The sequence below is a fragment of the Chryseobacterium sp. JJR-5R genome, assembly GCF_034047335.1.
Classification (GTDB): domain Bacteria; phylum Bacteroidota; class Bacteroidia; order Flavobacteriales; family Weeksellaceae; genus Chryseobacterium.
In genome coordinates this window covers 3,653,675-3,676,966 of the sequence record NZ_CP139137.1, presented here as the reverse complement: position 1 = coordinate 3,676,966, position 23,292 = coordinate 3,653,675, and the positions used below count along the sequence as shown (strand labels likewise).

At 40.2% G+C, this 23,292-nt stretch carries 18 protein-coding genes and 1 tRNA gene; 15 read left to right on the top strand and 4 right to left on the bottom strand.

The window, feature by feature from the left end; translation table 11 throughout:
- Window positions 1-81: 81 nt before the first annotated feature.
- Window positions 82-1,578 carry a DUF4394 domain-containing protein gene (locus SD427_RS16200; protein WP_320558829.1) on the bottom strand — a complete coding sequence of 499 codons (1,497 nt, stop codon included), beginning with the start codon at window positions 1,576-1,578 and terminating at the stop codon, window positions 82-84.
- A gap of 330 nt (window positions 1,579-1,908) precedes the next feature.
- Here SD427_RS16200 and tuf point away from each other — a divergent pair, with 330 nt between their 5' ends.
- From tuf to nusG, 4 genes are all read left to right on the top strand, one after another.
- Window positions 1,909-3,120, top strand: a complete 1,212-nt coding sequence (gene tuf / locus SD427_RS16195) for an elongation factor Tu (protein WP_056220687.1) — start codon at window positions 1,909-1,911, stop codon at window positions 3,118-3,120.
- A gap of 54 nt (window positions 3,121-3,174) precedes the next feature.
- Window positions 3,175-3,245: transfer RNA gene (locus SD427_RS16190), tRNA-Trp, on the top strand.
- A gap of 12 nt (window positions 3,246-3,257) precedes the next feature.
- The gene (gene secE / locus SD427_RS16185) at window positions 3,258-3,464 is read left to right on the top strand and encodes a preprotein translocase subunit SecE (protein ID WP_320558828.1); all 207 of its coding nucleotides are present in this window, start codon (window positions 3,258-3,260) and stop codon (window positions 3,462-3,464) included.
- A 20-nt stretch (window positions 3,465-3,484) separates the two neighbouring features.
- Entirely contained in the window at window positions 3,485-4,027 is a 543-nt protein-coding gene (nusG, locus tag SD427_RS16180) for a transcription termination/antitermination protein NusG (RefSeq protein WP_027388021.1), read from the top strand.
- A gap of 55 nt (window positions 4,028-4,082) precedes the next feature.
- On the opposite strand, the gene SD427_RS16175 is transcribed toward nusG, so the two are convergent.
- Window positions 4,083-5,171, bottom strand: a complete 1,089-nt coding sequence (locus tag SD427_RS16175) for a GNAT family N-acetyltransferase (RefSeq protein WP_320558827.1) — start codon at window positions 5,169-5,171, stop codon at window positions 4,083-4,085.
- Window positions 5,168-6,157 (bottom strand): polysaccharide deacetylase family protein, encoded by a 990-nt coding sequence (locus SD427_RS16170; RefSeq protein WP_320558826.1) that lies wholly within the window; start codon window positions 6,155-6,157, stop codon window positions 5,168-5,170. The genes SD427_RS16175 and SD427_RS16170 overlap by 4 nt, the downstream gene beginning before the upstream one ends.
- A 66-nt stretch (window positions 6,158-6,223) precedes the next feature.
- Between SD427_RS16170 and SD427_RS16165 the strand changes: the two genes are divergently transcribed.
- The 9 genes from SD427_RS16165 (at window position 6,224) to SD427_RS16125 (ending at window position 20,241) form a co-directional block, all read left to right on the top strand.
- The gene (locus SD427_RS16165) at window positions 6,224-6,973 is read left to right on the top strand and encodes a hypothetical protein (protein WP_320558825.1); all 750 of its coding nucleotides are present in this window, start codon (window positions 6,224-6,226) and stop codon (window positions 6,971-6,973) included.
- Entirely contained in the window at window positions 6,973-8,598 is a 1,626-nt protein-coding gene (locus tag SD427_RS16160; RefSeq protein WP_320558824.1) for a zinc-dependent metalloprotease, read from the top strand. The genes SD427_RS16165 and SD427_RS16160 overlap by 1 nt, the downstream gene beginning before the upstream one ends.
- Window positions 8,599-8,898: 300 nt before the next feature.
- On the top strand, window positions 8,899-9,342 hold the full coding sequence (rplK, locus tag SD427_RS16155; RefSeq protein WP_320558823.1) for a 50S ribosomal protein L11: 444 nt from the start codon (window positions 8,899-8,901) through the stop codon (window positions 9,340-9,342).
- A gap of 11 nt (window positions 9,343-9,353) precedes the next feature.
- Complete coding sequence (rplA, locus tag SD427_RS16150) at window positions 9,354-10,046, top strand: 50S ribosomal protein L1 (RefSeq protein WP_320558822.1); 693 nt, start codon at window positions 9,354-9,356, stop codon at window positions 10,044-10,046.
- A 17-nt stretch (window positions 10,047-10,063) separates the two neighbouring features.
- Window positions 10,064-10,651, top strand: a complete 588-nt coding sequence (gene rplJ, locus SD427_RS16145) for a 50S ribosomal protein L10 (protein WP_027388018.1) — start codon at window positions 10,064-10,066, stop codon at window positions 10,649-10,651.
- 46 nt (window positions 10,652-10,697) lie between these two features.
- Window positions 10,698-11,066 (top strand): 50S ribosomal protein L7/L12, encoded by a 369-nt coding sequence (rplL, locus tag SD427_RS16140; protein WP_320558821.1) that lies wholly within the window; start codon window positions 10,698-10,700, stop codon window positions 11,064-11,066.
- Window positions 11,067-11,675: 609 nt separating this feature from the next.
- Window positions 11,676-15,497, top strand: a complete 3,822-nt coding sequence (gene rpoB, locus SD427_RS16135) for a DNA-directed RNA polymerase subunit beta (protein ID WP_320558820.1) — start codon at window positions 11,676-11,678, stop codon at window positions 15,495-15,497.
- An 82-nt stretch (window positions 15,498-15,579) separates the two neighbouring features.
- The gene (rpoC, locus tag SD427_RS16130; protein ID WP_320558819.1) at window positions 15,580-19,845 is read left to right on the top strand and encodes a DNA-directed RNA polymerase subunit beta'; all 4,266 of its coding nucleotides are present in this window, start codon (window positions 15,580-15,582) and stop codon (window positions 19,843-19,845) included.
- An 87-nt stretch (window positions 19,846-19,932) separates the two neighbouring features.
- The gene (locus SD427_RS16125; protein ID WP_320558818.1) at window positions 19,933-20,241 is read left to right on the top strand and encodes a DUF3467 domain-containing protein; all 309 of its coding nucleotides are present in this window, start codon (window positions 19,933-19,935) and stop codon (window positions 20,239-20,241) included.
- Window positions 20,242-20,334: 93 nt separating this feature from the next.
- Here SD427_RS16125 and SD427_RS16120 read toward each other — a convergent pair whose 3' ends face one another.
- On the bottom strand, window positions 20,335-21,405 hold the full coding sequence (locus SD427_RS16120) for an EcsC family protein (RefSeq protein WP_320558817.1): 1,071 nt from the start codon (window positions 21,403-21,405) through the stop codon (window positions 20,335-20,337).
- 268 nt (window positions 21,406-21,673) lie between these two features.
- On the opposite strand from SD427_RS16120, the gene SD427_RS16115 reads away from it, so the two are divergent.
- Together SD427_RS16115 and SD427_RS16110 are read left to right on the top strand one after the other, a co-directional pair.
- Window positions 21,674-22,324 carry a Crp/Fnr family transcriptional regulator gene (locus tag SD427_RS16115; RefSeq protein ID WP_320558816.1) on the top strand — a complete coding sequence of 217 codons (651 nt, stop codon included), beginning with the start codon at window positions 21,674-21,676 and terminating at the stop codon, window positions 22,322-22,324.
- 121 nt (window positions 22,325-22,445) lie between these two features.
- Window positions 22,446-23,291, top strand: coding sequence for a DUF5777 family beta-barrel protein (locus SD427_RS16110; protein ID WP_320558815.1), 846 nt, complete (start codon window positions 22,446-22,448; stop codon window positions 23,289-23,291).
- Window position 23,292 lies beyond the last annotated feature (1 nt).

The following is a 23,292-nucleotide window of genomic DNA, read 5'->3' as shown; positions in this document are numbered from 1 at the left end:
TTTTATTACACTGAGCAGGCAGAAAATAAGAAGCCCGGAAATAAATCCCCGGGCTTCTGCTATTGAAATAATATGATGAGTTTAGAATCCTAGTCCTAAAGCAAAAGCTTTTACCGCATTCGGGAAATCTGCTACGGAAGTAGCGGCTCCGGTAGTGGTATTAATGCTGTAGATTTTTGTTGAGGTTCCTACAGTAGCCATCAGGTACGCTTTCTGGCTCATGCTTCCGATATCAAACCCGTTGGAATTGGAAATATTGACTCCCAGTGAACCTGTTTCTACCAGTGTCCCGTTATTCGGAGGCGTCTGCTGATAAAGTTTATCTGTATTATGATCGATAACAAATAAAGTAGTTGAAGTCGCTCCGGCCATATTATTGGTGTAGGCTGCAGCGCTTAACGTAGCTCCCAAAGGATTGATGGCGCCATCTGGCGTAACCGCTCCGGTTACCGGATCAAGGCGGAGGTTTTGCCCTGTATTGCTTACTACCCGTATTTTATCAACCGTAGGATTGAAATCAAATCCGAAATCCGCTCCCACTAGTAAAGTGGATAACGATGAGGTACCGACTGCTGTTGCAGCCCCTGTTCCCAGGTTAATGGTATACATCCTGCTGGAGCTTCCCAGTGCATACAGCTGACCGTTTGCAGGACGGAAGTCTATACCTAAAATATTTTCACCGGTCTGTAATCCGGCAATGGATTTTGAAACCGGCATCGGATTATTGGGATTGAAAATCTGAAGGTTGTTGGAATTGTCTACCGCATATGCTACCGGTTCCGTAGGAATGGCAAGATCAATAACTGTCTGCTGAAGCATCCCGATATTGGTCGCTTTTCCGTTGTTAAGGTCAATCATATGCAGTTTATTGTTTACCGCTACCAGTGCTGCGCTGTTGTCATATTTGATATCGAAAGCTGCCTGCCCTGTAAAAGTAGTACCCAGGCTTCCTACCTCTACCAGTGTCCCTGCATTGGGCGGATCCTGCTTGAACAGCTTACCTGAAGCGGCATCAATGTCATATAAAACGGTAGAAGAAGCTCCGGATCTGCTGTTGGTATACGCTACTCCGGTAATGGTAGGGCTTCCACCTCCGTTGATGTTGGAATCCATAGCAGCTACGGCTCCCGTTTCAGGATTTAATCTCAGGTTCTGCCCTGTATTGCTTACCAGCCGGATCCTGTCAACCGTAGGGTTGAAATCTATGGAAGCGATGGTTCCTGAAACCGCCGGTGCAAATGCAGTGGTGTTTACCGTTCTGGCAGATGCATTGGAGGTATTGATGACATAAAGCTTGCTGGCATTGGAAAGTGCGTAAAGTTCTCCGGTGGCGGGCCTGAAATCAATACTTAATAATTTTTCTCCTGAAGCCACGCCTGAAACTGCTGTTTTAGAAATGAACGCCTTGGGATTATTGGAATTGAAAGATACCAGTTCATTACCGGCTGTGATCCCGTATACCATAAGGTCCGGGCCTTTAACTTCATTTTCCATAGACATCATGTCATCAGAATCATCACAGGAAAATAAAACGGCCGCGCTGAACAGTACCGAGCAAATGTGTAATAGTTTTCTCATAATATTATTTTAAATGGTTTGTAATATGTACGACAAAAGCGGGGCAGCGGATTTTTTAAATGAAAAATTAATTCAATATCAGGCTGTAATCTGATTCTATGTCATTCATAACCAGAGTGATAATTTATATTTTGAGGAAAAGGTCTGCCCAGGATTTTTTCAATTGAGAAATTTGTGTAAATTTGCAGTCTCAATACATGAGATACATAAGGTCTGTACGATATTGATTTGGATATTAAAACTTTTTTTATCAAAAAGTTTATAGTATTTAAAAAATCATTATATTTGCACACCGAAAATTTGAAAAACAATAAATAAATAATTTACATCATGGCAAAGGAAACGTTTAATCGTAACAAACCACACTTGAACATTGGTACTATTGGTCACGTTGACCATGGTAAAACTACACTTACTGCAGCGATCAGTGCTGTATTAGCGAGCAAAGGTCTTGCTGAGAAAAAAGATTTCTCTGCTATTGACTCTGCTCCGGAAGAAAAAGAAAGAGGGATTACTATCAATACAGCTCACATCGAGTACGAAACTGAAAAAAGACACTATGCTCACGTTGACTGTCCAGGTCACGCGGATTATGTTAAGAACATGGTAACAGGTGCTGCTCAGATGGACGGTGCTATCGTTGTGTGTGCTGCTACAGACGGACCAATGCCTCAAACAAGAGAGCACATTCTACTTTGCCGTCAGGTAAACGTACCTAGAATCGTTGTTTTCATGAACAAAGTTGACATGGTGGATGATGCTGAATTATTAGAACTTGTTGAAATGGAATTGAGAGACTTATTGTCTACTTACGATTTCGACGGTGATAATTCTCCTGTAGTTCAGGGTTCTGCACTTGGTGCACTTACTGCTGCTACTGCAACTCCGGTAAATACTGATGATCAGTGGTTTAAAAGTGTTGAAGAATTGATGGATGCTGTTGATACCTGGATCGAAGAGCCGGTAAGAGATACTGAAAAGCCATTCTTAATGCCGATTGAAGACGTATTCTCTATTACAGGTAGAGGTACTGTAGCAACAGGTAGAATTGAAGCTGGTATCATCAACACAGGTGATCCTGTAGATATCGTTGGTATGGGTGATGAAAAATTAACTTCTACCATTACAGGAGTTGAGATGTTCAGAAAAATCCTAGACAGAGGTGAAGCTGGTGATAACGTAGGTCTTTTGTTAAGAGGTATTGAAAAAACCGACATCAAGAGAGGTATGGTAATCGCTAAGAAAGACTCTGTGAAGCCACACAAAAAACTGAAAGCATCAGTTTATATCCTTTCTAAAGAAGAAGGTGGACGTCACACTCCGTTCCACAACAAATACCGTCCTCAGTTCTATGTAAGAACTACTGACGTTACAGGTGAAATCTTCTTACCGGAAGGTGTAGAAATGGTAATGCCTGGTGATAACTTAGAGATCACTGTAGAATTGTTACAGCCAATCGCTCTTAACGTAGGTCTTAGATTTGCGATCAGAGAAGGAGGTAGAACAGTTGGTTCAGGTCAGGTTACTGAAATCTTAGATTAATTCTAAAATAATATAAAAGGTTCCGTAAGGAAACTTACGAAACCTTTTTAATCTACGGGCATCGTCCAATGGTAGGATACCGGTCTCCAACACCGTTGATCAGGGTTCGAATCCTTGTGCCCGTGCAAATAATAATTATGAGTTCATTAATCGATTTTTTAAAAGGTTCTTATAACGAATTCAGACATAAAGTTGAATGGCCGAAATGGTCTGATCTGCAGTCTTCTACTATTGTAGTGACGGTTGCAACAGTAATTCTGGCATTATTTACTTTTGGGGTTGATGAATTGTTTTCCAAAGCAATCAGCAACATCATAGGAATGCTTATCAACGTATTCAATTAATAATAAAGTATTTTCCCACAATGAGCGAATTGAAATGGTATGTGCTGAAAGCAATCAGCGGACAGGAAAATAAAGTGAAAAACTATATTGAGACAGAAATCAAGCGTTTAGGGTTTGAGCAGTATGTTACTCAGGTAGTTATTCCTATGGAAAAGGTAATTCAGATCAGGAATGGCAAAAAAGTTCCTAAAGAAAGGCCTTACTACCCTGGATACCTAATGATAGAAGCAGATTTGATGGGAGAAATTCCTCACGCAATCAAAAATATTCCCGGTGTTATTTCTTTCCTGAGCTTAACCAAAGGAGGAGATCCTGTCCCGATGAGAAAATCTGAAGTTAACAGGATGTTGGGAAGGATGGATGAGCTTTCAGAATTTGCCAGCGATGTTGAAATCCCGTATATCGTGGGTGAGAATGTTAAGGTAATTGACGGGCCGTTCAACGGATTCAACGGAACAGTGGAAAAAATCCTTGAGGACAAAAAGAAAATCGAGGTTTCGGTTCTTATCTTCGGAAGAAAGACGCCAATGGAACTCAGCTATATGCAGGTAGAAAAAGTGTAATGCTTTTAAAATAAAATAAAGAAAGTCAAGCCGTTCAGATACTGAACGGCTTTTCTTATGTGAAAACTGCATCTCCGTCTCCGGCAGCAACATTGAACCCAAAATTATTTCCCAAGACCTGGTCAAGGTTTTTATGCATCAGGAAATGCCTCTGTCGGTCTTTTTTATATAAAGTACGGATCTTATCCAGATGCTTATTGACTTCCTGATCAAAGCTGATCAGGATTGAAATGTTTTCCTTTCTGATGTATGCATCTAAAATCTGTGCACTTACACCGGCATCTTTACCTTTACTGCCGAAAGCAAAATAAAGTTTGGCCGTACCGTTGCGTACGGAAAGCATCAATACAGTACTGAGCACAGCACCTGTGTAAATTTTAATAAATACGTATTCAAACTTTTTATCGAATGCCGAAAACTGATAGTCGGCAGGCTCATATGGCTGTCTGTTCAGTATCCAGGGATAACCGGTAATCCAGCTGATTTCTGCGGTATTCCTGTTAAAGCTGTTGTATGTCTGGTTTGTGCTGATAAATATTGCAGATTCTTCATCCAGGCTCTTTATGATTTCAAACTTCTGAAAGGCATGGCTACTGGTTCTGTGCATGATCTTTACGTATGCATTAATTCCATCATCCAGTATTTTCAGGGCCGGCTTAAAATTGCTCCATTTTTTATTTTTTACAGGAAGTATTTTATGAAGATCAGATCGAAAATAATAGGCCCGCCCCTGTAATGACTCCTTAGGAATGAAAAGATTGCTTTTCATATACATGTTTCCGGCTTCAGGGGTAAATTCGGTAATAATAATATGGCCCAGATACTCATCACAGGCTTTTTGCAGGAGTTGTTGGGCAATTTTTTTCCCGCGGTAACCAGGATGCACAAAAATCGTACTCAGCCATCCGGTCTTGACTGTTTGTTGTGCTTTGTTAATCATATCAGGTAAGATACCGATGTATCCTGCTAAATCCTGCTGCTCAAAAGCAAGGATCAGCAGAGTATCCTCATCACCGGCAGCTGGGTTGCTGATATGGGACTGTGCCCTGTGAACCGATATAGGGCAGAAAGGAAACTGGCGGAACCGCTCGGAAATGACCAGTTCTTTTAATTGAGATTTATTATAGGTTTGCAGTGAAATCATCTAATGATTGTGTTTTTATTGAATATTTTTTTTAACTGAAAGTAGTTGGTTTCAAATTGTATTTCCCGTTTGGCAGACAGGCCGTTTTCCATGGGAATACGCTGAAGATTCTTTTCAAAGCCGTCAGTCTTTACGCCTGCCGTACCGAAGGTCAGCCGTAGAGATTCATTCTCAGCAAATAATTTAACAAACAGCTCCTTTGTAAGCCCGAAGTCCGTAAACGGAAAGGCAAAGCATTCTTCCAGAAGCCCGTTTTCTTTGATGTAGCTTAATGATTTCCGGATATTATGCAGTTGTTCATTCAGCGGAAGGTGAGCAAAATAAGGATGGTCCCAGCTGTGCGAGGCAATGCCAAATCCCTTTCCCTGCGCAGCTTTTAAATCATCAGCATCCATGTAGATCTTTCTGCCTGTCCTGTATTTTTCAAAATCCAGATCCATCATCTCTCCCAAATGTTCTAACTGATACCTGTTTTCGTAGCGAATGGCATGTATACTGCTGATGGCTTTGTTTTTATTATGATCTTTCTGGCTTAGCCTGCTGAGAACCGGTTCCGGGATGGTGTACTTTTTATCCGTCATTTTTTCTATAATCAGGCTGGCTTTCAACCGGAACATCATGTCTGAATTGTCTGTAAAAGCCGGATTGATAAAATTAACGGCGTAAATCCCTTTCTTTAAAAGAATCGGCATAACGAACTCTTTAAATTCATAAAGCCCGTCATCAAACGTAAGGAGTGCGTAAGGCTTTTGGGCAGGCCTGTTATAATGGTCCTTGAAAAAATCCCACGTTACGAATTCAAATTTCTTAAGCATATCATCAAGATCATTTTCAAAATCTTTTGTGTTTTTATAATTGATAATGTGTTTGATGTGAGGCAGGTATTCGTCAGAAACACAGTGATAAACCGGAATTACATAGGAAAGAGGGAATTTTGCAGAGGAGCCGAGTAATGAATTTATTTTTTTTAAAAATAATTTTAACATTTTCTTAAGAAATACGAATTATTTAGTAAATTTAGAAAATTAAATATAACCATAATTCAAATTAATATGAAGAAAGTAATTTTTCTGGCACTTATCTCGTGCGTAACGCTTAATAAAGCACAAAGCTGGTCATTAACCGGGAATAACGGAACAAATCCTCCTGCAAGCTTCCTCGGAACCCTTGATGCCAAAGACCTGACCTTTAAAACAAACAATACCGAAAGATTTAAAATCGGGCAGGGGACCTTTTTGTTTCATACCAATACCGTAAGCGGTGACGGCGTAGATTTTATTGACAATTCACCCAACAGAAACGCTGGTACTGATATCGTCTGGATCTCAAGTTCGCAGAGCCAGGCCAATGATGTCGGCCTTCTGACCCTGTCATCTTCAAACTGGCAGTATCCTGTATTCAGTGCCCGCGAAAACGGTAAAATACTGATGGGGGTAGCATGGAACAATACGGGAATGGTTTCCTGTTCAGACTGCAATACCTACAGGCTGTTTGTAAAAGACGGCATAAAAACCGAAAAGATCAAAGTGGAAATTGCATCCGCCAGCGGCTGGGCAGATTATGTTTTTGACAAAGATTATCAGTTGAAACCATTGGAAGAAGTAAAATCTTATATCAATGAAAATAAACATCTACCGGAAGTGCCCTCTGCAGAAGAAGCGGTGAAAAATGGTGTGGAGCTGAAAGAAATGAATGTCATCCTGCTGAAAAAAGTTGAAGAGCTGACACTGCATTTAATTGAGATGAACGAAAAAGTAAAGGCACAGGAAGAAAGGATAAAGCTAATTGAAAAAACAAAGTGATGATGAAGAATCTATTTTTCCTCATACTTTTGACAGTTGCTTTTACCGGCATAAAAGCACAGAAGGAAAATCCTTTTGACGTTGCCTGTGCAATGCAGAAAGACACGAAGGCAACGGAAATTGAAAACTCCGTGAAAAACAGCATGCAGACTTTGAATATGAACTGCGGCAATACTTCGCCGTATTATAATCAAAATTATCATGATAACCCATTATATATTCCATCGGTAAACGATAATGTCATATATATAAAATTAAATTTTATTTTCCCTACTAAACCGGACGGTACAGGGAATTTTGAACAGAATAATCCTGAGCATATATCTTTTCTCAACAGTATGGTTGATCTGATCAACTATCGTCTGGGAAACCTCGGGAATCCGGTAAGCGGATGTGAAAATTCTTCTCAGCAGATAGCTGATACGAAAATCAGGGTTATTGTGAATAAAATCTGGAAGGTAGATCCTGCATGGGATTTTTTAATCACCGGTTTTAATCCTGCTGCTAATGATCCTTATGATAATAACAGTGTTTTAATTCCGGGTTCTACCTATTATTATTCTTATTATGATAACGACCCAAGCATTCCTCCGGGAATTAACATCACTTTTTCTAATAACGGACAGATCTATTCTCAGCATCAGGTAGGGAATTATAGCCAGTCCCCTATTGGATGGGCTGCTTCTGAATTTCCTTCTTATAATCAGTTCAATGATAAATTAAGACAGTTCTGGCCTGATATTTATAATGGTTTCCTTCAAAGAAAAAATTATGCTGTCGGTAATCCGGTTTTCGGCAGTCCTACCTGGGAAACTGTCAAAGAATGGTACTATTCGGATATTGGAGCAAGGGCAATGGTACATGAACTAGGCCATAATTTAGGTTTATACCATCATGACTGTGGATCAAATATCATGAGCTATTCTTCCGGAAATCATGATTATCTGAGTAGTGAAGACATTTCATTGATGTTTCAGAATGCATCAATAACAAATGCAAGGCAGTATTTCACAGAAGACTCCTTTAAAACGACCAATATCAATGTAAACTCCAATCAGCTTTGGGATATTGATTTCAGGAACTATTCCAATGTTAAGATTGATAACAATTCCAGCCTGAAAACAACGTGTAAACTGATCATGGCACCTGAAAGCAGGGTAGTGGTGAAAAGCGGGAGCAGCTTTATCATTGAAGGCGCAGAGGTGAGTTCTGCCAACAATGCCAGCTGGAAAGGAATCAAAGTGGAAGGAACCGGCTATTGCCTGATTTTACCGGATACGAAGATTGATAACGGGTATTTTTATGTATATGCGGATAATACCGTCTTGCCAAACCTGAAAAGTACAGAAAAGGAAATGACGATACCTGCTTCAAAAGCCGTAGACAATAATCCGGCAGCTTCCGATGCATTCAGGATTTTCCCTAACCCGACCGGGGATTTTATCAATATACAGACCCATGATGAAATAACCTCAGTATCGGTATATAACGCATCCGGACAGAAGATCATAACCGTTGGACAGAATAACAAAAGGATTGATGTTCAGTCCATCCCGGCCGGAATGTATCTGCTGGAAGTAAAAACCAGGACGAGAACGATAACTGAGAAGTTTATTAAAAAATAATAATCCTTATTGAATACCGTGCTGAATTACGGCAATAATAAAACAAAATAGGCTTCTGTTTTCACAAAGATAAATTACCGTTTAGCAATAAACGGTAATTTTTATTAAAACCGGTACTGAGGATGTATAATTTGGTTTATGTATTAATTTCTGAACTTTAATGAGTTAAGTATTTGCTATTCCAAAAATATTTTATACTTTTGCAATCCGAAAAGTAGGTTCATCTAATGTGAGAATGGGTAACCTGCTGAATAATAATGCTTCCAAACTCATTAATTATTCAAATTTAAAAAACAAAAAATGGCTAAAAAAGTCTTTAAAATGGTAAAACTTCAGGTGAAAGGTGGCGCAGCTAACCCTTCTCCACCAGTAGGCCCGGCATTGGGTTCTGCAGGTGTGAACATCATGGAGTTTTGTAAGCAATTTAACGGGAGAACCCAAGATAAGCCAGGGCAAGTTTTACCTGTAGTAATTACAGTGTACGAAGACAAATCTTTTGAATTCGTAATTAAAACTCCACCTGCAGCGATCCAGTTGATGGATGCAGCTAAAATCAAGGGAGGTTCCGGTGAACCGAACAGAAACAAAGTAGGTGCTGTATCTTGGGCTCAGGTTCAGAAAATCGCTGAAGATAAAATGGGCGACCTTAACTGCTTCACAATGGATTCAGCTATTTCTATGGTGGCAGGTACTGCAAGATCTATGGGATTGAGAGTAACAGGAACTAAACCAGCTAACGCTTAAAACGTATTGAAATGGCAAAATTGACTAAAAAGCAGAAAGAAGCTTTAAGCAAAGTAGAAAAAGGAAGAATCTATAACCTTGAGGAAGGTTCAGCTCTTGTAAAAGAAGTGAACACGGCAAAGTTTGATGCTTCCGTAGATATCGCTGTACGTTTAGGTGTAGACCCTAGAAAAGCTAACCAGATGGTAAGAGGTGTAGTATCTCTTCCTCACGGTACCGGTAAAGACATCAAAGTTCTGGCTTTGGTAACTCCGGATAAAGAAGCAGAGGCTAAAGAAGCGGGTGCTGACTATGTAGGTCTTGACGAATATTTACAGAAAATAAAAGAAGGCTGGACAGATGTTGACGTTATTGTTACCATGCCGGCTGTTATGGGTAAATTAGGACCTTTGGGTAGGGTTTTAGGACCAAGAGGTTTGATGCCTAACCCGAAATCAGGTACGGTAACGATGGAAATCGGTAAAGCGGTAACTGAAGTAAAAGCAGGTAAAATTGACTTCAAAGTAGACAAATACGGTATTATCCACGCAGGTATCGGTAAAGTATCTTTTGATGCTGCCAAAATCAGGGAAAATGCTCAGGAATTAATTTCTACATTGATTAAAATGAAACCGACTGCTGCCAAAGGTACTTATGTGAAGAGCATTTATCTGTCTTCTACCATGAGCCCGGGTATTGCAATCGATACTAAAGCTGTTAACTAATTATAATCCTTAAGACAATGACAAAAGACCAAAAAGTTGTAGCAATACAAGAGATCAAAGATTTGCTTCAGGATGCTAAAGTAGTTTATGTAGCTGATCTTGACGGTTTGAACGCTGCTAAATCTTCAGATTTCAGAAGACAGGCTTTCAAGCAGAATATTAAAGTAAAAGTAGTGAAAAACACACTTTTACAAAAAGCAATGGAGCAGATTGAAGGTGTGGATTACTCTGAAATGTTTGAAACATTTAAAGGAAACTCTGCTTTGATGATTGCTGAAACGGCAAACGCGCCTGCAAAATTAATCAAAGACTTCAGAAAGAAAGAAGAAAAGCCGGCATTGAAGTCTGCTTTTGTACAGGAAACATTCTATGTTGGTGACAACAACCTTGATGCTTTAGTAAGCATTAAGTCAAGAGAAGAAATGATCGGTGAAATCATCGGATTGCTTCAGTCTCCAATCCAGAGAGTGGTTTCTGCTCTTCAGAATAAATCTGAATCTGCAGAAGCAAACGCTGAAGAAGCGGCTCCTGCTGAAGAAGAAAAAACTGCTGACGCTCCTGAAGCATCCGCAGAAAGCACCGAAGAAACTCCGGCTGCTGAATAATTACACTCAAAAAATTAAATAAATAATCAACAAAAACATTACAACAATGTCAGATTTAAAAAATTTAGCTGAAACGCTAGTAAACTTAACCGTAAAAGACGTAAACGAATTAGCTGCTATCCTTAAGGACGAGTACGGAATTGAGCCGGCTGCTGCTGCTGTAGTAGTTGCTGCAGGTGGTGCAGGTGAAGCTGCTGAAGAGAAAACTGAATTCGACGTAATTCTTAAAGCTGCAGGTGCTTCTAAATTAGCAATCGTTAAATTGGTAAAAGATTTAACTGGTGCTGGTCTTAAAGAAGCTAAAGATATCGTAGACAGTGCTCCTGCTGCAATCAAAACAGGGATCTCTAAAGACGAAGCTGAAGCGCTTAAAAAGCAATTGGAAGAAGCTGGTGCTGAAGTAGAATTGAAATAATTCTGGTTTTTTACCTTAAAATATAAGCCCGGGCATAAGTGTCCGGGCTTTTTTGTTGTTGAAAGTTTCTGTTATTGCTCACTTCAGGAGAAATATTTAATTCCGGATATTTATTTGGAGCTTTATCCCGCTATCCGCTTTTACTCCTCGCACGCTCCTGAGGCCCGGCTGCTGCGGGGTAGCCGCTTCTATCGGGGCTAAGGGTACGGGCGGTTTATATTCATTCAAGTCTTAACTGATTCATTATGAAATAGTTTATTTGTTATTCCGGATAAATTATTGTATCTTTGCCTCTCTTTTGGCGCGAATAATTATACATACATCTATAAAATACTGAATAACAGCTCTTTCATAAAAGTGAAAGGGATTTCGTGTTTATAGATATTATGACAGGCCTTGCCCAGAAGTAATAAAAATATTTTGCATTACGCTGTGAAAAGATATACCAGCGTTGCAGTTAGAAAGAGCCAAGTGCTGAGTTTAAAAAAAATTGAGGTCCTCTGTGAGCGCCAAAAACACTTTAACCTTTTGATTTTTAACTTGCTTTTTGCCTTTTTCTGATATTTTTTGTAAATCAAAATATTTTTTAACCCTTTCTTTAAAAGTTTTATGAGTAAAACAACAGCAACAACTAAGGGAACGCCGAGAATTAATTTCTCTTCAGCAAAAGGAAAAATCATTACTCCTGACTTCCTGGATATCCAGATTGAGTCTTTCAGAGAGTTTTTCCAGCTGGATACGCTTCCTGAAGACAGAACGGATGAAGGTCTTTACAAGACTTTTCAGGAAAACTTCCCGATTACAGACTCCAGAAACCAATTCGTATTGGAATTCCTGGATTATCTGGTAGATTCTCCGCGTTATTCAATTGATGAGTGTGTGGAAAGAGGACTGACGTATTCCGTTCCTCTTAAAGCAAGACTTAAATTGTATTGTACAGACCCTGAGCACGAGGATTTCCAGACCGTGGTTCAGGATGTATATTTAGGCCCGGTTCCTTATATGACGCCTAGCGGATCTTTCATCATCAATGGTGCTGAGAGAGTTATTGTTACGCAGCTTCACCGTTCACCCGGTGTATTCTTCGGACAGACTTACCACGCGAACGGAACCAAACTTTACTATTCAAGAATTATCCCTTTCAAAGGATCTTGGATGGAATTTACAACCGATATCAACAGCGTAATGTACGCGTATATCGACCGTAAGAAAAAATTACCGTTAACTACACTGTTGAGAGCGATCGGTTATGAATCTGATAAGGATATCCTTCAGATCTTTGACCTTGCCGAAGAAGTGAAAGTTTCTAAAGCCGCCCTTAAAAAAGTAGAAGGAAGAACATTGGCTGCGAGAGTTTTGAACACATGGTTCGAAGATTTCGTAGATGAAGATACAGGTGAAGTGGTTTCTATCGAAAGAAATGAAATCATCCTGGACAGAGAAACAATTCTTGAAAAAGAACACTTGGATCTTATCTTGGACGCTGGGGTGAAATCAATACTGATTCACAAAGAAAATTCAAACGAATTCTCTATCATCCAGAATACGTTACAGAAAGACCCAACCAACTCTGAAAAAGAAGCGGTTGAATATATCTACCGTCAGTTAAGAAATGCAGATCCGCCCGATGAGGAAACGGCAAGGGGAATTATTGAAAAATTATTCTTCTCTGAGCAGAGGTATTCATTAGGTGAAGTTGGACGTTACAGACTGAACAAAAAGTTAAGCCTAAACATCCCGACTACCACTGAAGTGCTTACAAAAGAAGATATCATTGCGATTGTAAGACACCTAATTGAGTTAGTAAACTCAAAAACTGATGTTGATGATATTGACCACTTATCAAACAGAAGAATTAAAACGGTTGGTGAGCAGTTGGCAGGACAGTTCGGCGTAGGTCTTTCAAGAATTGCAAGAACCATCAAGGAAAGGATGAACGTTAGAGATAACGAAATTTTTACACCGCTGGACCTTGTTAACGCAAAGACGTTAACATCGGTAATCAACTCATTCTTCGGTACCAACCAGCTTTCTCAGTTTATGGACCAGACTAACCCATTGTCAGAAATCACGCATAAGCGTAGGCTTTCTGCCCTAGGGCCCGGCGGTTTATCAAGAGAAAGAGCAGGTTTCGAGGTTCGTGACGTTCACCATACCCACTACGGAAGAATCTGCCCGATTGAAACTCCGGAAGGACCAAACATCGGTTTGATTTCATCTTTGGGTATCTATGCTAAAATCAACAGGCTTGGTTTCATCGAAACACCGTACAGAAAAGTAGCTGACAGCAAGATTGATCTTAATGCTGATCCTATCTACTTAAATGCGGAGGACGAAGAAGACAAAGTAATTGCCCAGGCAAACGTTGAGCTGAATGATAGCGGTGAATTCCTAACAGACAGGATTATTGCAAGGCTGGATGGCGATTACCCGGTAGTGGAACCTTCTCAGGTAAACCTTATCGATGTAGCACCGAACCAGATTTCCGGTATTTCCGCTTCATTGATTCCGTTTCTGGAACATGATGATGCAAACCGTGCATTGATGGGCTCCAACATGATGCGTCAGGCAGTTCCTTTACTGAAGCCGCAGGCTCCGATTGTAGGTACAGGGCTTGAGCAGCAGGTGGCAAGAGATTCAAGGATTTTGATCAATGCTGAAGGTACCGGTACGGTAGAATACGTAGATGCGGATAAGATCATTATCAAATATGAAAGAAGTGAAGACGAAGATCTGGTACAGTTCGAGTCTGCTACTAAAACATATAAACTGACCAAGTTCAGAAAAACCAACCAGAGTACAACCATTACCCTGAGACCAAACGTAAGAGTAGGGGATACCGTGGAAAAAGGACAGGTGCTTTGTGATGGTTATGCTACTGAAAAAGGAGAATTGGCTTTAGGGAGAAACTTAGTGGTTGCGTTCATGCCTTGGAAAGGATACAACTTCGAGGATGCAATCGTAATCAATGAAAAAGTTGTTCGTGAAGACTGGTTTACTTCGATCCACGTAGATGAATACTCTCTTGAAGTCCGTGATACCAAATTGGGTATGGAAGAACTGACAGCAGATATTCCTAACGTTTCTGAAGAAGCGACCAAAGATCTTGACGAAAACGGAATGATCAGAATCGGTGCTGAAGTGAAGCCTGGTGATATCATGATCGGTAAGATCACACCGAAAGGTGAATCTGACCCGACTCCGGAAGAAAAGCTTTTGAGAGCGATCTTCGGAGACAAGGCCGGTGATGTAAAAGATGCTTCATTGAAAGCTGACTCTTCATTAAGAGGGGTGGTGATCAATAAAAAGTTATTCTCAAGAAATATTAAGGATAAAAAGAAAAGAAGCGAAGAAAAACTTAAGCTTGAAGAGATTGAAAATACCTACAAAGCTAAGTTTGACGAGCTGAGAAATACTTTAATCGAGAAACTGAATACACTGGTTAGCGGCAAAACTTCTCAGGGTGTGAAAAATGACCTTGATGAAGAAATTATCGGTAAAGGAATTAAATTCACGCATAAATTATTGACCTCCGTTGAAGATTACGTTAACGTAAGCGGTGCAGACTGGACGGTTGATAACGATAAGAATGAATTGATCAAACAGTTGATTCACAACTATAAAATCAAATTCAATGATATCCAGGGGGTTAAAAACCGTGAGAAATTCGCAATTTCTATCGGGGATGAACTGCCTGCAGGTATTATGAAGCTGGCTAAAGTATACATCGCTAAAAAGCGTAAGCTGAATGTAGGGGATAAAATGGCAGGACGTCACGGTAACAAAGGGATTGTTTCAAGAATCGTTCGTGAAGAAGATATGCCGTTCCTTGAAGACGGGACACCGGTAGACATCGTACTGAACCCGCTTGGGGTACCTTCCCGTATGAACATCGGGCAGATCTATGAAACCGTTCTCGGATGGGCGGGTCAGAAACTGGGAATGAAGTTCGCTACACCGATCTTTGACGGGGCTACGCTTGATCAGATTACAGAGTATACAGAGAAAGCAGGCCTTCCTAAATTCGGTCATACATATCTTTATGACGGAGGTACCGGAGAAAGGTTCACACAGGCAGCAACCGTAGGTATTATCTACATGCTGAAATTAGGGCACATGGTGGATGATAAAATGCACGCACGTTCCATCGGACCTTACTCACTGATTACGCAGCAGCCGTTAGGAGGTAAAGCTCAGTTCGGAGGCCAGAGATTCGGAGAGATGGAGGTTTGGGCACTTGAAGCGTTCGGAGCATCCAATATCCTGAGAGAAATCCTGACTGTGAAATCTGATGACGTAATTGGTAGAGCGAAAACTTATGAAGCCATTGCGAAAGGTGAATCGATGCCGGAACCTGGTATTCCTGAATCTTTCAACGTATTACTTCACGAGTTACAAGGACTTGGACTTGATGTAAGACTTGAGGAATAATTTTAAATTTTGAATGTTGAATTCTGAATCGTTTCAGAATTTATAATCCGGAATTTATAATCCAAAATCTAAAATCTAAAAAATGTCAAATAAAAATAAATCAAGTAGATTTAATAAAATAACCATCGGTTTAGCTTCTCCGGAGTCCATTTTACAGGATTCGAGAGGAGAGGTTTTAAAGCCGGAAACCATTAACTACAGAACGCACAAGCCTGAAAGGGACGGTCTGTTCTGTGAAAAGATCTTCGGTCCTATCAAAGATTACGAATGTGCTTGTGGTAAATACAAGAGAATCCGTTATAAAGGGATCGTTTGTGACCGTTGTGGAGTAGAGGTTACGGAGAAGAAAGTAAGAAGAGAGAGAATCGGACATATCAATCTGGTAGTTCCTATTGCTCACATCTGGTATTTCCGTTCTTTACCGAATAAAATCGGTTACCTTTTAGGAATTCCTTCCAAGAAATTGGATATGATCATCTATTACGAAAGATATGTGGTGATTCAGCAGGGGATTGCCAAGAAATTAGACGGTTCCGATTTTGATAACATGGAATTCCTGACAGAAGAGGAATATCTGGATATCATGGAGACACTTCCGGTGGAGAACCAGTATCTTGATGATTCAGATCCGAACAAATTCATCGCCAAAATGGGTGCTGAAGCGGTAGAAGAACTGTTGAAGAGAATCGACCTTGATGCCCTGTCTTTCGATTTAAGACATAAAGCGCACAACGAAGGTTCCAAACAGAGAAGAACCGAAGCTTTAAAAAGACTGAACGTTGTAGAAGCATTGAGAGGTGCCAATACAAGGATGATCAATAAGCCGGAGTGGATGATTATGCGTGTGCTTCCTGTTATACCGCCGGAATTGAGACCATTGGTTCCGTTGGATGGAGGGCGTTTCGCAACATCCGATTTAAATGACCTTTACAGAAGGGTAATTATCAGGAATAACCGTTTGAAGAGATTGCTGGAGATCAAAGCTCCTGAAGTAATCTTAAGAAACGAAAAGCGTATGCTTCAGGAATCAGTAGATTCATTGTTCGATAATACAAGAAAATCTTCAGCCGTAAAATCTGAATCCAACCGACCGTTGAAATCACTTTCAGATTCACTGAAAGGTAAGCAGGGGCGTTTCCGTCAGAACTTATTAGGGAAAAGGGTGGATTACTCGGCGCGTTCGGTAATTGTCGTAGGTCCTAACCTGCAGCTTCACGAATGCGGTATCCCTAAAGATATGGCAGCTGAGCTTTACAAACCGTTTATCATCAGAAAACTGATTGAAAGAGGAATTGTAAAAACAGTAAAGTCCGCAAAAAGAATTATTGACAGGAAAGAGCCTGTAGTATATGATATCCTTGAAAATGTGATGAAAGGCCACCCGGTTCTTCTGAACAGGGCACCTACGCTTCACAGACTGGGGATCCAAGCATTCCAGCCTAAAATGATCGAAGGGAAAGCGATCCAGCTTCACCCGTTGGTAACAACGGCCTTCAATGCCGATTTCGACGGTGACCAGATGGCGGTACATTTACCGTTAGGTCCTGAAGCGATCCTTGAAGCGCAGCTGTTGATGCTGGGATCTCAGAACATCCTGAACCCGGCAAACGGTTCTCCTATTACCGTACCTTCTCAGGACATGGTTCTTGGTCTTTATTTCATGACCAAAGAATTAAGCTCTACGGACGATATGAAAGTAAAAGGCGAAGGTCTTGTATTCTATTCTCCTGAAGAGGCGGAAATCGCTTATGCTGAAGGCAGGGTTTCTTTAAATGCTAAAGTAAGATGCAGGCTTCCGGTAAAAGAAGAAGGCGAAATTGTTACCAGGCTGATTGAAACTTCTGTAGGAAGAATCCTGTTTAACCAGATTGTTCCTAAACAGTCAGGATATATCAATGAGCTTCTTACCAAGAAATCATTAAGAAACATTATCGGTAGGGTATTGGATGATACAGACTTCCCTACAACTGTGAAGTTCCTGGATGCCATGAAAGACTTAGGGTATTCAAACGCATTCAAAGGCGGTCTTTCCTTCTCATTAGGGGACATTGTAGTTCCTGTTGAGAAAAAGAAAATGATTGCAACATCTATCGAAACGGTTGACGAGATCAGAGCCAACTATAACATGGGGCTTATTACCGATACCGAGCGTTATAACCAGGTAATCGACGTTTGGACGAATACCAACGCAGGATTAACGGAGATGATCATGAGCAGAATGAAAGTTGACCAGGGTGGATTCAATTCTGTATACATGATGCTTGACTCCGGGGCAAGGGGTTCCAAGGAACAGATCCGTCAGTTATCAGGGATGAGAGGTTTGATGGCGAAACCGCAGAAAGCCGGGTCTACCGGTGCGGAGATCATTGAAAACCCGATCCTTGCAAACTTTAAAGAAGGTCTTTCCATCTTGGAATACTTTATCTCTACCCACGGTGCCCGTAAAGGTCTTGCGGATACCGCTCTTAAGACGGCCGATGCCGGTTACTTAACGAGAAGACTGGTAGACGTTGCACAGGATGTTATCGTTACAGAAGCAGACTGCGGAACATTGAGAGGTACAGAAGTAACTGCACTTAAGAAAAATGACGAGATTGTTGAAAGAATCTCCGAAAGAATCTTAGGTAGGGTTTCCCTTCATAATATTTATGATCCTGAAAGTGATGAATTAATCGCTGAAGCAGATCAGGTAATTAATGAAACATTAGCCAAGAGAATTGAAGAAGCGGCACTGGAATCGGTTGAAGTTCGTTCACCGTTGACCTGTGAAGCCAAGAAAGGAATCTGCGCAAAATGTTACGGTAGAAACTTAGCCACCGGTAAAGTAATCCATATGGGTGAAGCGGTAGGAGTAATTGCAGCACAGTCCATTGGGGAACCGGGAACCCAGCTTACGCTGAGAACCTTCCACCAGGGGGGTACTGCAGGTAACGTTTCAGAAAACCCATCCATCGTTGCAAGAAGAGACGGTATCGTTGAAATGGATGAAGTAAGAACAATTACTTCTGAAGATGAAAACGGAAACACGGCTGAAGTAGTGGTTTCCCGTTCTACGGAATTCAGATTGGTTGCGGATAACGAATCCAGAACACCGTTGATGATTGCAAACGTACCTTACGGATCCATCCTGGCTGTAAAACCGGGTGACAAAGTAAGTAAAGGAGATGTAATCTGTAGATGGGATCCGTATAATGCGGTTATCATTGCAGAAACTGCTGGTAAGGTAGAATATGAAGACATCATCCAGGGTATTTCATTCCAATTAGAAATTGACGAACAGACCGGATTTGAAGAGAAAGTAATCTCTGAATCCAGAAACAAGAAAGCCGTACCTACTTTAAAAGTGGTAGATTCCAAAGGCGTTGAGCAGAAAGCATACAACTTACCGGTAGGAGCCCACTTAATGGTAAACGACGGTGAGAAAATCAAGGCCGGTAAGGTCTTGATTAAAATCCCGAGAAAATCTGCAAAAGCAGGGGATATCACCGGAGGTCTTCCGAGAGTTACCGAATTGTTTGAAGCAAGAAACCCTTCAAACCCGGCAGTGGTTACAGAAATCGACGGGGTAGTTTCTTACGGAAAAATCAAGAGAGGTAACCGTGAACTGATCGTGGAAGCTAAAACCGGGGAAAGAAAAATTTACCTGGTTAAATTATCCAACCAGATCCTGGTTCAGGAAAATGACTTCGTAAGAGCCGGTTCGCCGCTTTCAGACGGATCCATCACGCCGGATGATATCTTAAGAATCAAAGGTCCAACCGCGGTTCAGGAATATCTGGTAAATGAAATTCAGGAAGTTTACCGTCTTCAGGGGGTAAAGATTGATGATAAGCACTTCGAAATCATTGTAAGACAGATGATGACGAAAGTATCTATTGTTGACGGAGGTGATACTCAGTTCCTTGAAGGGGCCCTTGAACATAAATATGACTTCCTGGAAGAAAACAACAGGGTGTTCGGACTTAAAGTGGTAATGGAAGCCGGAGATTCTAAAGTCTTCAAACCGGGACAGATGATCACGGCAAGAGAACTGAGGGACGAAAACTCCAAGCTGAAGCGTGAAGACCAGGCTTTGGTGGAAGTAAGAGAAGCACTTCCGGCTACGGCAACACCTGTTCTTCAGGGGATTACAAGAGCCGCTCTTCAGACGAAATCATTCATGTCTGCAGCATCGTTCCAGGAAACCACCAAGGTTCTTAACGAAGCCGCTGTGGCAGGTAAGGTTGATGAGCTGAACGGTCTTAAAGAGAACGTAATTGTAGGACACAGAATTCCTGCAGGTACAGGTCTTAAAGAATATCAGAATGTGATCGTAGGTTCTAAAAAAGAATTCGAAGATCTTAACTAAAATTAATAATTTGAAATTTGGGATTTGAATTTATTTTTATATTTTCACAATCTCAAATTTCATTTTCAAAAAAATATAATTTATACAATGGACAACCAGAATCAAAACAACGATCCAAACAACATCAACATCCAACTGAACGAGATGGTAGCATCAGGAGTTTACTGTAACCTTGCGTTAGTAAACCACTCTCCGTCTGAGTTTGTAGTAGATTTCATCCAGTTAATGCCGGGTGTACAGCAGGCTAATGTACGTTCAAGAGTAATTCTTGCTCCGCTTCATGCCAAAAGAGTGCTTACTGCTCTTCAACAGAACATTTCCAACTACGAGCAGCAGTTCGGGGAAATCAAGGAAGTTGAGCCTTTCGTTTTAGGAGGGAACAATGTAAATGCTTAAGATTTTTCTTACATAAATAAGAATGCCTCAGTGAAAGCTGAGGCATTTTTTGTTGATATTAATAAAGGGAGTGATGATAATTCAATACTGTTACTATACTTTTTCTTCATTAGCTTCTTCAGAATTAATCAGCTCCTCAATATCCTCTTCCGAAAAACCTATTTGCTTGCCAACGTTTTTTATAAACATTTTTTCAAGGATATGAAACTCATTATCAATTTTAGCAAATTTCAGTAAATTCCTGAGCAGTTCTAATGAATCCTCTGTTTTATCTTTAAAATGTGAATAGTCTACTTCAGTTTTTTCCTTTTCATATACTTTAGAGATCAGGTCAAGTTTTATTGTATCAGGTAAAAAAGAGTGATTAATTTCACTTTCAAACATTTCAATTTCTTCTTTTTTTATAATGCCGTCTACTTTTATAATATTGATGTAAGAATAGAATTTTAATAAATCCAGATTGGTAACTTCAGAAAATCCGGTATCTTCAGATTCATTGGAATCGGTCTCGCTTTTCTGGTTGTCATGTATTGAAATGAAGGTTTTTTTAGCAATATTACCGATAAGATTAGTCCCTACTGCATTCACTGTAGCCCCGACTATTCCTCCTGCTAACGGTACAAATTTTACTAAGTTTACAATGCCTTTCTGTCCGAACTTTGTGGCCAGCCTAAATCCTACCATTCTGTTGATCTTGGTCAGTGTCTTTCCGGATATTGATTTTAAGAAACTTACAGTCAGTTTACTGCCTATTGCTATTCCTCCATCCTTTAAAATATCTTTAACAGGCTCGCCAACCAGGCATAAATAAATTAATGATTTCACTCTGTCATCATTAATGTCATATCCGCCGATATGCGCAATGGCTGCAATCATTCTCATATGAATATAAATACCTGTAGAAATATCTGCAGGAATCGAGACAGGCAGGGTGATAAGCCCTCCCAATCCGGTTAAAAATCCGGATGTGGATGTTTTACTGATTTGCCATCTGATTAATGAATTTATATTTTCTTCCAGGGTGCCGTTTCCTTTCATATAGGTTTCTGCAAATTTTACAAGAGGATCTGAAAATCCTGGTATTCCGTTTAAAGATTTGTCATAAGCCCAGTCAAGTACTTTTAGCATCTTGTTGGTATTCTCACTTTCAATATTGTTTTCCATATTAGATTAAAGTTTTATAATTAATATTTATCATCGTATATTTCGATTCTGATTCATAATGCCTCATTATTTTAAAGAAATTTTCCACTTTTAAGAGCTCCGTTCAAATTCAAAAATAGTTTCTTTTAAGAAATGATAATTACGGGAATCCGTATAAGGGAGAATTAATTCTGTTTCACGGATTATGCAGATAAAACTAGTCGATAAAAAATATTCTATATAAATTATTCAATTGTATATCTTTGTTATTGAAAATAACACAAATAATATGGTAAATAATCAGTTTATTATTAATAAATTCGGCTTTTTGGGAGCTGATTTTTTAAATGAATTTGACCAGAATGCAATCTTTACTGAAATTAAGGCGAAAACTGAAATCGTAAGGGACGGACAGAAAAATAAGTTTATTCCTTTTCTGATAAATGGTTCTATCAGGGTATTTACTTTAAATGACGGTCGGGAGCTTGTCTATTACTATATAAAAGCTAATGACAGCTGTATGATGACCTTTTCATCTATTTTTACAGACTGTATAAGCCGTGTGTACGCTGTTGCCGAAGAAGATTCTGAAGTGATCCTGATCCCCGTTTCCATTGTCCATGCATGGCTCATCCGGTTTCCCGAAATCAACAGGTTATTTTACAATGAATATGACAGAAGGTTCTCAGATATCATGAACATGGTAAATGACGCCGTTTTTCATAAACTGGACAAAAGGGTTTTAAACTACATTAAACAGCAGATTTCTGTTACAGGGAACCATCCCGTTAAGCTTACGCACAGGGAAATTGCCGGGAATCTCGGAACCTCAAGGGAAGTGGTAAGCAGGGTCCTGAAAAAAATGGAAAACGAAGGTGAAATTGTTCAGACCAAAGAAGGGATAAAAATTCCTGTAAATGAAAATATTAAGCAATATTAATATCTTGTATTGCTTGATTTCAAAAGCCTGGCTGTTAAAAATAAGCTAGTCGGTGACTTTTATCACACAATTCTGAGGCAATAAGTGTATATGTTTGCCATACAATTCTAATGTAACGTGTATGACAAAAACTCTCTTATTTCTGTCAGTATTTGCTTCAGGCCTGGCTTTCGCGCAGGACGACCTATTGAAGGATATTGATACGGTTCAGACCGAAAATACCGAAATTTCCCAGCCTGCATTCAAGGCACTCCAGATCGTAACGGGGCAATCTACAAAGCTTACGGCGAAAAAAGAATGGTACATCGTAGTGGCGCACCGTTTTGGGGATGTAAGCAGAGGATTCAAGGATTTCTTCGGGTTAGATGATGCCTCTACCAAGCTGGGGGTAATCTACGGTGCTACAGACTGGCTTTCTCTAAGCCTATCCAGGGAAACCAATCTTAAAACTTTTGAAGGCGGTGCCAAATACAGGCTGGTACAGCAAAGCGAAAATTTCCCGGTAGATGTAGTCGGTTATAATGTTATGGCCGTCAATACAGAACTCAGCAAAGACAACTATCCGCATCTTCAGTTCGGCGACCGGCTTTCCTATCTTACCCAGGCGCTGATTTCAAGAAGGTTCAGCGATAAGTTTTCCCTTCAGTTCACGCCTTCGTATGTTCATAAAAACCTTTACGAACCTGCTGTTGAAAACAAGGACCAGTTCTTTACAGGATTGGGCGGGCGGTATAAAATCTCAAAAAGAATTTCTGTCAATGCAGAATATTTCGTGAATTTCGACAATCACAGTTTCTATAAAAATCCTTTGTCTTTAGGGATGGATTTAGAAACCGGGGGACACATATTCCAGCTGTTGTTTTCCAATTCCCAGCTCAATTCTGATATCGGCTACCTGACGAATGCCACCGGAAAATGGGAGAAAGGACAGATTTTCTTTGGGTTTAACCTTTACAGAGTTTTTTAAT

Bases quoted from the DNA above. Each gene is read 5' to 3' on its own strand.
- SD427_RS16110 (WP_320558815.1), top strand. From the start codon at position 22,446: ATGACAAAAACTCTCTTATTTCTGTCAGTATTTGCTTCAGGCCTGGCT.
- rplL (WP_320558821.1), top strand. From the start codon at position 10,698: ATGTCAGATTTAAAAAATTTAGCTGAAACGCTAGTAAACTTAACCGTA.
- rplA (WP_320558822.1), top strand. From the start codon at position 9,354: ATGGCAAAATTGACTAAAAAGCAGAAAGAAGCTTTAAGCAAAGTAGAA.
- SD427_RS16125 (WP_320558818.1), top strand. From the start codon at position 19,933: ATGGACAACCAGAATCAAAACAACGATCCAAACAACATCAACATCCAA.
- SD427_RS16115 (WP_320558816.1), top strand. From the start codon at position 21,674: ATGGTAAATAATCAGTTTATTATTAATAAATTCGGCTTTTTGGGAGCT.
- SD427_RS16170 (WP_320558826.1), bottom strand. From the start codon at position 6,157: ATGTTAAAATTATTTTTAAAAAAAATAAATTCATTACTCGGCTCCTCT.
- secE (WP_320558828.1), top strand. From the start codon at position 3,258: ATGAGTTCATTAATCGATTTTTTAAAAGGTTCTTATAACGAATTCAGA.
- nusG (WP_027388021.1), top strand. From the start codon at position 3,485: ATGAGCGAATTGAAATGGTATGTGCTGAAAGCAATCAGCGGACAGGAA.
- tuf (WP_056220687.1), top strand. From the start codon at position 1,909: ATGGCAAAGGAAACGTTTAATCGTAACAAACCACACTTGAACATTGGT.
- rplJ (WP_027388018.1), top strand. From the start codon at position 10,064: ATGACAAAAGACCAAAAAGTTGTAGCAATACAAGAGATCAAAGATTTG.
- SD427_RS16175 (WP_320558827.1), bottom strand. From the start codon at position 5,171: ATGATTTCACTGCAAACCTATAATAAATCTCAATTAAAAGAACTGGTC.
- SD427_RS16120 (WP_320558817.1), bottom strand. From the start codon at position 21,405: ATGGAAAACAATATTGAAAGTGAGAATACCAACAAGATGCTAAAAGTA.
- rplK (WP_320558823.1), top strand. From the start codon at position 8,899: ATGGCTAAAAAAGTCTTTAAAATGGTAAAACTTCAGGTGAAAGGTGGC.
- SD427_RS16200 (WP_320558829.1), bottom strand. From the start codon at position 1,578: ATGAGAAAACTATTACACATTTGCTCGGTACTGTTCAGCGCGGCCGTT.
- SD427_RS16160 (WP_320558824.1), top strand. From the start codon at position 6,973: ATGATGAAGAATCTATTTTTCCTCATACTTTTGACAGTTGCTTTTACC.
- rpoC (WP_320558819.1), top strand. From the start codon at position 15,580: ATGTCAAATAAAAATAAATCAAGTAGATTTAATAAAATAACCATCGGT.
- SD427_RS16165 (WP_320558825.1), top strand. From the start codon at position 6,224: ATGAAGAAAGTAATTTTTCTGGCACTTATCTCGTGCGTAACGCTTAAT.
- rpoB (WP_320558820.1), top strand. From the start codon at position 11,676: ATGAGTAAAACAACAGCAACAACTAAGGGAACGCCGAGAATTAATTTC.